Source organism: Porphyromonas macacae DSM 20710 = JCM 13914 (genome assembly GCF_000379945.1).
Taxonomy (GTDB): Bacteria; Bacteroidota; Bacteroidia; order Bacteroidales; family Porphyromonadaceae; genus Porphyromonas; species Porphyromonas macacae.
In genome coordinates this window covers 23,852-36,983 of sequence record NZ_KB904136.1, presented here as the reverse complement: position 1 = coordinate 36,983, position 13,132 = coordinate 23,852, and the positions used below count along the sequence as shown (strand labels likewise).

Sequence of the window (13,132 nt, the reverse complement as noted above, 5' to 3'; positions counted from 1 at the left end):
CAAAAAAATTGCTGATAAAATCCAAACTTGAAAAGAGTGAATCCAAATAAGCAAACCCCGAAAGCCATACAAAAGACTTTCGGGGGTTGTCGTGTTTCAAGAAATACAACGAAGTTTATTCAACTCCGAACGAGCCTATTTCTTCTTAGCCCACCAAAGAGGAGTAAACACTTCGTCTTTACCACCCAGCTTTTGAACGGCTCCATTGTAACCCTGCGGGTTACCGTTCTTGATAGAACTGGGGTAAGGTATTCTTTGCGGGAAAAAGTTAACCTGAGCCACCTTATAGTTGGATTGAGTAAGTTGAGGCATCAGGGCGATAGACTTTTCAATAACAGGAGTATTGAAGAAGGGTAAACCCAAACGACGATGATCGGACCAGGCCTCCAGTGGCAACCAGGGAGTATTGGCAATGAACTTCTGGGTTATAATCTTAGTCAGACGGTCATTGTATGCAACAGTATAGAGACGGTTAGCCAACTCGGGATAATGATAATCGATCGTTCCGGGTGCTTTGGTATAACCGTCCACATAATTCATCTTAACCGTACCCTGAGGCTCTTGCACATGATCCCAGCTTACGGAAGTACCTACACGGTTATAAGAGGTAGACTTCAAATATTTATCGACATGATCGGCTCCCACAAAAGCAAAACTTTGTTTGATACCGTCTTCATAGGCTTTTTTACCGTCTTTCGGCACATTCCATCCTCTTACAGAAGCCTCTGCCAACAAAAAGTTCGTTTCCCATTCGGCAAAGAAGATACGATACTTGTGAGCTTCGTTCTTATATCCTTCACGATAGGTCATTCCCAAACGGGGCTCCGGACCGATATAATACATTAACCGATTAAGATCTCCCTTCTTTCCGTAAGAACCACCGGGGAAGATATTCCAAGTGTATTTGGCATCCAATTCCATCAGATCTTTATCCGGGTTATTAGGATCCTTAAGAGGCCTCTTGGTTGTTTTAGAATATTTATCAGCCCAGGACGGGAAATAACAGAAGTCCGGATTATCGAAGTCCCCGGGAATAGGGAATAATTTGTAAGTACGAGGATCCATAATGGCAGGAAGTCCATCCAGGAAATATTCGGAAAGCGGACTGGTGGTCAAAGTAGACAGATGTTGCTCCAGGCGCATTCCGGCATAGTTCTCTTCCTTCACATATTCATGCAGTTTGGCCGGCAAACTTTCTTTTGAATTTACACCCCCCAAACCGATAGTCAGATTACTGATAACCGGAGACACATATTGAATATTCCACTGACGGCTCATCACGTTAACCAAGGGGGCCCATTCATCGCGCATGATGATTTGGAAGCGGTCTGCTGCCTCTAAAATACCGCCTGCGGCAGCAGCTTCTTCAAAGTTTGAGCGTGCCACGTCCGGTTTCACTTCACTCAATCTCATGGCTAAACGCATACGCATGGAGTTAGCATATTTCCTCCATTTTGCAGGATTGAAACCATAAGCCTTATCCAAAGCGGAAATATCTTTATCTGATACCTCGGGAGATGATTTGAGAGCTTCAGCTGCTTCTTTCAGCTCTTTTAGCATGTACATATAAACCTCCTCCGTGGAAGAATACACCGGATCCTTTCCGGAAGAATAGTCTCCTATGGAAACAGGTCCGAAACAGTCGGTTAACTCACTGAGCAAATATACACGCCAAACCCGTGCAGCTTCGCGCATCGTTTTTTCGGCAGGACGGAATGTCCCGGATTGAATCAATTTATCGGCATGTTGAATGGCCAGATTGATGGGTTTAAGACAGTTAACCGTGGCATTACCATAATAGTTGGAAGTCCAGCCATCATCTGAACGCCCCGTTTGAAAACCATTTTCAGAGCGTTGCATCTGTGCTGCATCTTTCCAATACAAAACAAAAGAACGCTCAGACACATCCGGGTCCAACTGAGCCTGAACAATAGACTTATTCACAAGATACTCCGTCAGGATCTGCTCTTCCGTGGTATCATTGGGATTGACATTGACATCATCGAAATCGGAACAACCGGTTAGGCCAAAAAGTCCCACAACCGCCAATGATCCGAAAATATATTTAAGCTGTTTCATTTCAAATATAGGTATTGGGATTAAAATCCGAGTGTAACATTAAACATATAAGAGCTGGAAGTCGGCGATGAAGAGAACTCAAAGCCTACAGCATTTGAACCGGTAGAGAAAACAGACTCCGGATCGACTCCGTTGAGATGGCTTGAGAGCATCCAAACATTATTGCATGAGAAACCCACAGAGGCTTTTGTCAGTTTGGTTTTAGCCAGCCATTTGTTGGGGAGCGCATAATTCAAAGTAATATTGCGCAAGCGAATGGTGCTGGCATCATAGATATTGGCTTCGGTGATACCCAAGTTGCCGTTTGTGGCAGAAAGCACGCGGCCCCAATAATCCTGCACTGAAACTTCTTTCTTGTTTTCAACAAATTTGCCATTCTGCTCTACCACTCCATCCACGATAAAATCTTTGCGGTCGCCATTTATTACCGTCGCAGCAGCACTACCGGAGGACTGCAAGAAACGGTTCGTTGCAGAGTAAATCTTACCACCCAGACGTGCATCTATCAAAAAGCTCAGATTAAATCCGGCATAAGAAAAGCTATTGGTCAGACCTAAAAGAACTTTAGCCTGCTGGTCTCCCAACTTACGGGATGTATCATCGCCTAAAGGCAATCCGTTTTCGTCTACAACGATGCGACCATAGTGTTCGCTCTTTTCGTCCTCGACTCTCTTGTAGCCGCTACCCCAAATCTCGCCATAATTACCTCCTGCAATAGCCAATATCCGAACATTCTGGAACTGTCCTAAAGTATACTCCTTGATATCGCCGTAGAGAGAAATAATCTTGTTTTCGTTTCGAGACAGGTTGAGCATTGTATTCCAGGTAAAGACTCTGTTCCTGATCAGGTCGGCATTAATCATGAACTCAAAACCGCGGTTCTGAATATCTCCGGCATTGATCTTCTTATTATTGAAACCTGCTCCCGGATCTATCGGTAAGTCTAACAACTGATTACGTGCATTGCTTTTATACCATGCAAAGTCAATGCCCAATCTGTTATCGAACAGACGAACCTCCGTACCGAATTCCCAAGAGGAAATCAATTCATTTTTAACATTCGGGTCAAAGAATGTACCTCCGGTATTACCCATGGTTCCGCCGGTACCGTCTTTACCGATCTCAAAATTATTATAGAGTTGGTAAGGAGGCAGGTCGTTACCCACCTGTGCAAACGAGCCGCGAACTTTCAAGAAGTTGATCCAGCCGGGGATAGCGACATTGCTCTTACGAAGCATATCGGTAATTACCCATGATGTGCTGATGGAGGGATAAAGAAACGACCGATTGTCTTTGTGCAATGAACTGGACCAGTCGTTACGCAAGGTCCCGTCCAAGAAGAAATAACCTCCCCAGTTAAGCTGTAAAGAGCCATAAAAAGAGTTGATTTTCTTACGATTGAAATCATTGTTTACGGTAGGTTTATCCACACCGTTGTTCAATGTAAAGAGGTTAGGAACCACCAATGCCCCCGAATTGGATCGGATGGAAGTATACTTACGATCCATCATATTACCCCCGAAAGTGGCATTTATACCCAATTCTTCCCAAAGGTTGTCTTTTGAAGCCGTAAACAGGAAGCTATAGTTATTCTCATAGAAACGTTCCTGACCAAATGTAAAACGTCCGCCATGGTCTACAATCGGAGAGCCGGCATATGTCTTGGTCCATGTTTCGGTCGAATACAAATCGGAGCCGGCACGAATTTCCCCGGTCAACCAGTCTGTAAACTTATATTTCAAAGAAGCATTAAGCAGGAAACGATCTCTGGTATCGTGGTTCAGATTATACTTGGAAGCCCAATAAGGATTGACCTCGCCGCTGGAACCATACCAAAGCATAGTACCATCGGATTTGATCGCATCTTTAAAATCGCGAATATCCATAGTACGAGGCAATAAATACATCTGCAGGAATGTATTGGAAGAATTCTTTCCATTAAGCGGTCTGTTTTGAACCGATGTGCGTATATATTGCACTTTGGTATCGGTCGTCCATCTGTCATCCGGCCCAAAACTGTTCACAGCACGTGCCATCATATTGGTACGCCCGAGTTTAGCCCCCGGAATATTGCTCTTATCATTGGTCTGAGTAACGGAGGTATAAACAGAAGTCTTGCCATACTGCTGAGAGAAGGAGATATTTTCAGTGAAATTCACACCCGTATTGAAGTAATTCTTCACATTATCATATACTTGCATCCGGGTCTTCTCTCCATTCCATTTTTCGACTTCCTGTCCCGTAATCTTGGGTCCCCAGCTTGATCCGGAATCCTTATCGTAAACACCATTCGAACCTTGTCCGAAAACGCTCTGCAATTCGGGTTTCATGAACAGTGTGGTAAAAGAAACAGAAGACGAGATTGTAAGCCCCAGACCTTTGTTCTTACGTCCCGTTTTCGTGGTAATCTGAATAACACCGTTACCGGCACGCGAGCCATAAAGTGCGGCAGCCGATCCACCTTTGAGAACGGTGATATTAGCCACATCCTCGGGGTTAATGTCGGAAAGGCCGTTACCCATATCCGTATCAGGATTCCAATAGTCTGAATTGAATTTCGAGCCGGAAGTACCGGTAAAGTTATCCATAGGTACACCATCCACCACAATCAGAGGCTGATTGTTACCCGTAAGAGAGTTATGACCACGCAAAACAATCTTGGAGGAGCCGCCGGGGCCATTGCTGGAGCGAATAATCTGCACACCGGAAAATTTACCGATCAGAGAGTTCGTAATATTCGGTTCGCGCCCTTTGAGGAGCTCCTCACCCTTCACTTCTTGCATGGCATATCCAAGAGCTTTCTTCTCCCTTTTGATACCTAAAGCGGTCACGACAACCTCTTTAAGGGCAACAGACTCGGATTTCAAAACCACATGGATTTTCGTTTGTCCGTTCACAGCCACTTCCTGCGTCTTCATACCAATGTAAGAAACCACCAAAACAGCATTTCTTGAAATATTAGTAAGCGTGAACTCTCCGTTCACATCCGTCTGTACACCAACGGCTGTGCCTTTAACAAGAATACTGACACCAATTAAAGGCTCTTTCTGTTCGTCTACAACAGAACCTTTTACGGTGATCGTCGGGGATTGTTGATTTGTCGTTACCGTACTGCCCGGAATATTTGCAAAAGCTTTTCCTCCCATAGACAGTAAAGCAAGAGCAGCCATGAGCGCTATACTCTTCTTGAACGAGCTAAAAGATAATTTCATAGGCCAATTATTAAGGTATAAATAATTACAATCCAGAAAACAAAGTTTCTTAATTAAAAAGACTCGATACCCTTATTCTTAAAAAAGAGAAGAAACTCTAAAAAAAGAAAAGAGGATATATCGCACGTACAAATATAAACATTAAACATTGATTATAATATAATCCAACAATTAGGGGGCTATTAAAGCAATTTTTTATTTAACTCATGAAAGAAAAGTCATCGTCTTTTCGCCTGTCTAAAAGAGCACAAAAAATAAGGCCTGATTCTTTAACGAATTAGACCTCGAACAAATAAAAAACAATTCTAAACTTCAGCAAGGGGAAAAGCGTTCTCCGAAAAATATTACAAAACACGCAAAGCAATATGCGCACAAGCTTCGGCATCTGCCACAGCATTATGATGATTGATCAGCTCATAACCGCATGCCCGTGCAACTGTTTGAAGTTGAAAATTGGGAATTTGTTTCCCAAAATATTTACGTGCAGCCCGAAGGGTGCAAAGAAAAGACTCATGACAAAAATCCAACCGGTACATCCTTAATGCACTGAAAATACAACGTTGATCAAAAGATGCATTGTGTGCCACTAACGGCAAATCGCCAACCAAAGCCTCGGCTCTTGCCCACACATCGCAAAACAGAGGGGCATGGCAGGTATCGGCATCGGTCAATCCGTGCACCAAAGTATTATAATAGCTGTAATAATCAGGTTCCAGCCTCACTAAACTATAAAAACGCTCCGTTATTGCACCGTCTCGTACCACAACAAGCCCGACACTGCAAATACTGGTAAATTCATGATTTGCCGTTTCTACATCTATGGCTGCAAAATCTCTCATAATAAAAAGATGGTGTTTGCAAATTTAGCAAACACCATCAATAACTCATCTAACAGGTTTTATGTAAAAATACTTTCTCCATCTTTGAATGGAGTCGATATTCTACAATTCTTTTACTATTTCCATACCACGTTGAATGGCTTCGATATTCATCGGAATCAGTTTGTGGTGACGCTCGGGCAAAGACTTCATAAGTCCTTTTTCGATACCTTCAATTTTTACCACAGGAGCTTCTTTGAGCATACCGCCCAAAACAAGCATATTGAATACTTTCTGATTACCCATGTGCAAAGCTTCCTCGGTCGCATCCACTTGGCAAACCTTAATATCCTTGCGCTTCGGCAAACGGTGAATACCATTAGAGTCGAACAGCAACAAGCCACCCGGTTTTACTTTCGATTCGAACTTATCCAATGAGGGCTGGTTCAATACGATTACGACATCATATTCATTGACAACCGGAGAACTTACCGGCTCATCACTTACGATAACGGTAACGTTTGAAGTACCACCACGCTGTTCAGGACCATAAGACGGCATCCAGCTTACATTCTTACCTTCCATAAGACCGGAGTAAGCCAAAATCTTACCCATAGAGAGTACTCCCTGTCCTCCGAAACCGGCAATAACTATTTCGTATGTCATGATATTATTTCTTAATGATTATTAGTCTATGTTCTTTAGGTCGCCCAGAGGATACTTCTTGTGCATATTCTCCGTCATCCATTCGTTTGCTTTGGCTGGGGTCATCTTCCAACCCGAGTTGCAGGTGGAAACAAATTCCACCACAGAGGTACCCTTGCGGTTCATAGAGTTCCGGAAAGCTTTCTCCAAAGCCTTTTTAGCCTTACGTACGGCACCGGCCGTATGAACGCTCTGGCGGGTTACATAGCATGTACCGTCAAGTTGAGCCAACAGGTCGGATATCTTCAAAGGATAGCCGTTCAACTCTACATTACGTCCCATGGGGCAAGTGGTGGTGGGCATACCCTCCAAAGTAGCGGGAGACATCTGCCCGCCGGTCATACCGTAGATACCATTGTTTATAAAAATAATCACGATATTCTCACCGCGGTTGCACGCATGAATAGTTTCCGCCGTACCGATAGCAGCCAAGTCTCCGTCACCCTGATAGGTGAACACCATTTTAGACGGGTTCAAACGTTTTGCCGCCGTAGCCAAAGCAGGCGCACGGCCGTGTGCAGCCTCCTGCCAGTCGATGTCGATATACTTATAGGCAAATACAGAGCAACCTACAGGAGCTATACCGATGGTATCTTCCGCCATGCCCATTTCGCCAATCACTTCTGCCACTAACTTGTGAACCACTCCATGGCTGCAACCGGGGCAGTAGTGCATGGTTACATCATTAAGAAGCTCGGGTTTCCGATAAACCAGATTTTCCGGTTTTATTATATCTTTTATATCCATTTCTGTCTGTTTTATTTTCGTTTCTTATATCGTATAATATAGGTCAGCAATCTAAGCACCAAAGCAGTAACCCCGATAGTCATGAAAACGGCAGGATAAGTACGATGCCATGTAAAATAGGTGACCAGCGTGGCCACAACGAGCACGTAAAATATAATGGTCAACAAACTTTCCAATTCTTTTCTATCCATGGTTCTTTCTCAAATTACCGGCTTCGTTGCAAAACCTGTATTATATTAGGCGGAATTTAGCAGTTGAACGTTTTTTGCAAGTTTTCAAGCACTTCATCCGGAGTAAAGAGCATACCGCCCATGCGACCGTAATGAGCCACAGGCACACGACCTTCCACAGCCAGCTTAACATCTTCGACCATCTGACCGGCATTCAATTCCACAGAATAGAATCCTTTGACATGAGAGCAATGTTCCTGAATCACTTTTACAGGGAAAGGCCACAAAGTAATCGGGCGCAACAAACCGACTTTCAAACCTTTTTTACGGGCATTTTGCACCGTTTTCTGGCAAATACGGGCCGATGAACCGAAAGCCACCAAAATATAATCGGCGTCTTCCGTCATATATTCTTCGTAACGAACTTCGTTTTCTTCCATCTTTTTATACTTGGCCTGAAAACGTTCATTGTTCTTTTCCATAACGGTCGATTCCAGCTCCAGAGAAGTAATGATGTTAGGCTTTCTACCGCCCTTGCAGCCGGTTGTGGCCCACGGACACTCCTCACGGATTTGCTCATCCGTACGGCGGGGTGTAAACTCCGGCAACTTGACTTTCTCCATCATCTGACCGATAATACCGTCCGACAGGATCATAACCGGATTGCGATACTTGAATGCGAGTTCAAACCCGAGGGGAATGAAGTCCACCATCTCCTGCACCGAATTAGGCGCCAAGGTCAATAAACGGTAGTCTCCGTGACCTCCGCCCTTAACTGTCTGAAAATAGTCTGCCTGGCTGGGCTGAATCGTACCCAAACCGGGACCTCCACGCATCACATTGGCAATCACACAAGGAAGTTCGGCTCCGGCCAAATAGCTTACGCCTTCGAGCATCAAACTCATACCGGGGCTGGAAGTCGTAGTCAAAACGCGCTTACCGCAAGCAGCCCCTCCGTATACCATATTAATAGAAGCCACCTCACTCTCGGCCTGCAACACCACCATGCCTGTAGAGTCCCACGGATGCTCGGCCATCAGAGTTTCCATCACTTCAGATTGAGGGGTAATAGGATAACCGAAGTAACCATCCGCCCCGCTTCTTATCATCGAATGAGCAATTGCCTCATTGCCCTTCATCAGTCTAATTTCTTCTGACATATCTTTCCGAAAGATTAAGATTTACAAGTTAACTTTATAAACGGTTATACATCCGTCCGGGCAAACCAAGCCGCAGCTTGCACAGCCGATACAGGCTTCAGGATTCTTCATGTAAGAATAATGATAACCTTTATCATTTACTTCATCCGGATGTAGTTCCAGAGTTTTTGTGGGGCAAGCCACCACACAAAGGTTGCACCCTTTGCAACGCTGTGTATCTACAACTACAGCCCCTCTCACTTTTGCCATAACTATTTATTTTTGTTTAAGGTTAATTATTGAACGGAAGCCGTTCTTTTAATTTGTTCAAAGATACCAATAATTAAATAAAAACAAATCAAAATAGCTATTTATGAGTATATTAGAGACTAAAACCGGCAATGCTATGAGCATTTATGGTTATACCGGTTTCGGATGATGTTTTTCCGAACATTTTTTCTCAACACTTTGTTCTGCATAGAAAAGATGACATAATGTTCTTCTCCACAAACAAGGCATTATTCGGAATGACACCCACTCCGCTGTTGCATGTATTCTTTTGCTTTTGAAGGTTATTTAAGCATTATATAATTTATAAACCATAAAACGCTACAACCGATGAAACCGAATTTGTTCACCATCATCTGTGCTCTTTTGATTTTGAGCCGGAGCATTAGCGGCTATGCACAGAAAACAGCAGAAAACACTCAACCGGAAATTAATGACAGCGCCAGGTATCGCATCGTGTACCGCGCATTGCAAACTGCCCAAAAAGAACACGAGCCTCTTATCATCGGAGACTCCATGGCGCTGGAAATAGGAGACCGATGGGCCGTATATTATGATTTCAACAAAAAGATACAGGATTCGATAAAACACATGGAATCGGCATCGTTCATGATTTCTGTTAAAAGCATCTCGGTCAACAAGAAAGAGGAAGACCTGGAAGCACGTCTGCAACGACGACAACAGCCTTACCAAATATCCGGCGGAGGAAACGACAGGCAAGAAACATACCGTATCTATAAAAACAGAAATACAGGAGAAGTGATCACGATCGATAACGGCCCCACTGTCAATCCGGGAGAAAAGGGTGTCATGATCGTTACGGAAAACATTCCTCCTCAAACATGGGAAATAACAGCAGACACGCTATCCGTTTTGGGCTATAACTGCCAAAAGGCCACCACCCGGTTCAGAGGTCGTACCTATACGGTTTGGTTTACTCTGGATTTGCCAATATCCGAAGGACCCTGGAAACTGTATGGACTGCCCGGACTTATATTAAAGGCCGAAGACAGCGAAAGGCTGTTCACATTTGAAGCCATCGGACTTGAAAACATTTCCACGGAAATACCCATAGAAGTCGTTTATCCAAAAGCGAAAAAGATTGTCACCACACAGGCCGGCCTGAAACAATGGTACGATTTCAGAAATAAAAAAGACCTAAACATCACATACACCTTCCAAAACGGAAACGGGGACTACACCATTTACCCGGCCAAAAATCCGGTCAGCTATAAAAACATGGAAACGGAATTCTGATATATCTATAATATATGCTAAAACGACATATCGGATTGCTGTTTGTGCTGTCGGTCATCTCCCTGAACCTGACAGCACAAAAGAGTATATCAGGACATGTAAAAGAAGAAAAAAACGGCCGCCCCATAGGAAATGCCACCGTTGTTTTAACACCGAAAGGACAGCAACAGGTTCTGGCTTTTACACAAACACGGGAAAACGGTTATTACGAACTCAAGGCCGGTAATCTGCCCGACTCCGTTACCGTTTCCGTTCGATCGATGAACATCCTCAGCCGGTCTAAAACAATCGATACACGTCAAGTACAGCAACTCGATTTTGAGGTTTCCATGAAAACAACGGCACTGAAAGAGGTTATCGTAAAAGCTCCGAAAATACGTCAGAAAGGAGATACCCTTACCTACTCCGTGGCACAGTTTGCGGATGCTACAGATCGCACCATAGCCGACGTGCTCAAAAAGATGCCCGGCATACAGATCACACCTTCAGGACAAATTCTGTATCAAAACAAAGCCATCAGCAAATTCTATATCGAAGGCTTGGATCTTCTGGAGGGCAAATACGGCTTAGCGACCAACAACCTCGAAGCGGATAAAGTGGCCAACGTGGAAGTGCTCGAAAATCATCAACCTGTCAAATTATTGAAAGGAATAGAGATACCGGAAAGTGCGGCCATCAATCTAAAGCTCAAAAAATCGGCTCTGGGTGCTTTCTTCGCCACGGCTCAGGCAGGCATAGGTGCATCGCCCCTGCTCCTGAGCAACGAACTGGTCGGCATGCGTTTTTCCGTAAAAGCGCAAAACCTGATGGCTTACAAGGGAGATAACAGCGGACGTGATGTGAGCGAGGAGCTGATCTCCCACTACGGAGGTAGCTTGCAAGACAATTTCAGCCTGCTCCGTATCTACAGCCCTGTGCCTCCCGATATAAACCGGCAGCATTATTTCTTCAACGATGCTCACTTCGGTTCTTTCAATAACCTGAACTTACTACATAAGAATTTCACTGTCAACACCAATATCAGTTACCTCCACGATCGGGAAAAACGTAAAAGCTACACCAGACAGGAGCTTTTCGCAGACCCTGTAAACCCCGTGGTAATCATAGAAGATATGCAGTCTGCTCTGAAAAAACGGGAACTGGAAGGCTCGGTAAAAATAGAGAACAATCAGGACAATTTCCTGCTATACAACAAACTGGAGTTAACGGCCGGTCGCAACGAGTATGACGGAACAGCCGGCAATAAACAATACTACGAACAAAACCTGCAAACCCCATCTTTCAGGCTGGGTAACACCTTCGAATACACCAAAAAAAGTCGACACAACCATAGATACGCCATAAAATCGATCATAACCTATAACCAAAAAGAAGAAACACTGGGTGTAACACCTCCGTTACAGCAATTGCTGCCGGACATCGATCACAAAACCATAGAACAACGGATGCACTACTCCCATCTCTCCACGGATCATTCTGTTTCGGGGTATATAGATCGGGGCATATCGGCAGGCATCACCGGCGGTTTAGCAACCGATCACTACAAAATGAACTCCGGCCTGTACGGTGACGACAATCATTTGGAAATCGACAGTCTCAGAAATGACCTCCGAAGAGACGATATTACACTGAAGCTCTCCACTCATTTTTCCTGTAAAATTTCGGAAAATCTGAAACCCCAAATTAGCGTACCGCTACAATATAAAATGATTTACAGTCATCGGTATCTGAGCAGAGAAAAAACGAACGATGGATTCTTTCTGTTTGCCCCCACCATGAACATTCACTATAATTTTAATATGAACTGGTCTGTTTTCTCTCTTCTTTCATTTACAAAAAGCACAGGAAGTTTCGGACTGGATTTTCCGGGATATATAATGACGTCTTACCGCACCCTCTACCGTAACGATATCTTCGGAGGTACCACATACGGAGGCAGCGGTTTTCTGTCTCTATCTTACAAAAACATCTTTTCGCACCTCTTTGCCAATCTGCGCATCACCTACTCGCTCCGACGTCTGCAATATCTTACGGATGTCTATTATAAAGGTATTTTCAGCAATAACCGTCTGGTCAGGCATCCGCACAATAACGAAAGACTGGGAATATCTTTCTCAATAGGCGATCACGTGGATGCCATAGACTCCGATATTCGCCTGAGTGCAGGTTACAATATCACCAAGTCGGTAAATCTGTTTCAATCCGTCATAAAACCGTTCAAACTTCGTCATTGGCACATAGAGCCTTCCATAACCTCCAATATTGGCAAGTTTATGGTCGCAAAATACAGTTGCGAATTGACACAGACACGCAGTTCCATAGCCGGTATCGAAAGGCCGGCATCGAACCGTTGGACACAATACGCCGGTCTTTCATTCATCCCGATAAAGAAACTGATTTTGAATGCTTCTGCAAATCATTACCTGACAACTGAAAATAGGAATAAACGCCACCATGCTGTTTTCGGCAATTTGAGTGCGCAGTATACAATGCGAGACATCGAATTGCGTTTAGACTGGACAAACATCTTTAACACCTGCAAATATATCCACCGGTCATTCTCCGACATTTCTGCATACTATTCGGAATATCATTTGCGACCCTCGGAAGTAATGCTGCGTGCCCGCTTCAAATTACTTTAAATGTTTCTAAACAATGGGCTATCAGATATGTTTATTTTACATGAGATTCAACCTCATAACCCACCCAGCATACAA

Annotated in this window: 10 protein-coding genes; 2 read left to right on the top strand and 8 right to left on the bottom strand. The window is 44.0% G+C overall.

Features of this window, described 5'->3' with window-relative positions; genetic code table 11:
• Positions 1-135 precede the first annotated feature (135 nt).
• From A3GI_RS0105810 to A3GI_RS0105775, 8 genes are all read right to left on the bottom strand, one after another.
• Positions 136-2,079 carry a SusD/RagB family nutrient-binding outer membrane lipoprotein gene (locus A3GI_RS0105810; RefSeq protein ID WP_018360530.1) on the bottom strand — a complete coding sequence of 648 codons (1,944 nt, stop codon included), beginning with the start codon at positions 2,077-2,079 and terminating at the stop codon, positions 136-138.
• Between the two features lie 20 nt (positions 2,080-2,099).
• Entirely contained in the window at positions 2,100-5,291 is a 3,192-nt protein-coding gene (locus A3GI_RS0105805; RefSeq protein ID WP_115087323.1) for a SusC/RagA family TonB-linked outer membrane protein, read from the bottom strand.
• A 344-nt stretch (positions 5,292-5,635) separates the two neighbouring features.
• Positions 5,636-6,130, bottom strand: coding sequence for a 3'-5' exonuclease (locus A3GI_RS0105800; protein ID WP_018360528.1), 495 nt, complete (start codon positions 6,128-6,130; stop codon positions 5,636-5,638).
• 102 nt (positions 6,131-6,232) lie between these two features.
• Positions 6,233-6,775: a 2-oxoacid:acceptor oxidoreductase family protein gene (locus A3GI_RS0105795; RefSeq protein ID WP_018360527.1), complete on the bottom strand. Its 543-nt coding sequence runs from the start codon at positions 6,773-6,775 to the stop codon at positions 6,233-6,235.
• Positions 6,776-6,796: 21 nt separating this feature from the next.
• Positions 6,797-7,561, bottom strand: a complete 765-nt coding sequence (locus tag A3GI_RS0105790) for a thiamine pyrophosphate-dependent enzyme (RefSeq protein WP_018360526.1) — start codon at positions 7,559-7,561, stop codon at positions 6,797-6,799.
• An 11-nt stretch (positions 7,562-7,572) separates the two neighbouring features.
• Complete coding sequence (locus A3GI_RS0105785; protein WP_018360525.1) at positions 7,573-7,752, bottom strand: hypothetical protein; 180 nt, start codon at positions 7,750-7,752, stop codon at positions 7,573-7,575.
• Between the two features lie 56 nt (positions 7,753-7,808).
• Positions 7,809-8,891 carry a 3-methyl-2-oxobutanoate dehydrogenase subunit VorB gene (locus A3GI_RS0105780; RefSeq protein WP_026215965.1) on the bottom strand — a complete coding sequence of 361 codons (1,083 nt, stop codon included), beginning with the start codon at positions 8,889-8,891 and terminating at the stop codon, positions 7,809-7,811.
• Between the two features lie 21 nt (positions 8,892-8,912).
• Positions 8,913-9,140, bottom strand: a complete 228-nt coding sequence (locus tag A3GI_RS0105775; protein WP_018360523.1) for a 4Fe-4S binding protein — start codon at positions 9,138-9,140, stop codon at positions 8,913-8,915.
• A 348-nt stretch (positions 9,141-9,488) separates the two neighbouring features.
• Here A3GI_RS0105775 and A3GI_RS11230 point away from each other — a divergent pair, with 348 nt between their 5' ends.
• Together A3GI_RS11230 and A3GI_RS0105765 are read left to right on the top strand one after the other, a co-directional pair.
• On the top strand, positions 9,489-10,415 hold the full coding sequence (locus tag A3GI_RS11230; protein ID WP_018360521.1) for a GLPGLI family protein: 927 nt from the start codon (positions 9,489-9,491) through the stop codon (positions 10,413-10,415).
• 14 nt (positions 10,416-10,429) lie between these two features.
• Complete coding sequence (locus A3GI_RS0105765; RefSeq protein ID WP_018360520.1) at positions 10,430-13,057, top strand: carboxypeptidase regulatory-like domain-containing protein; 2,628 nt, start codon at positions 10,430-10,432, stop codon at positions 13,055-13,057.
• The last annotated feature ends 75 nt before the right edge of the window (positions 13,058-13,132 follow it).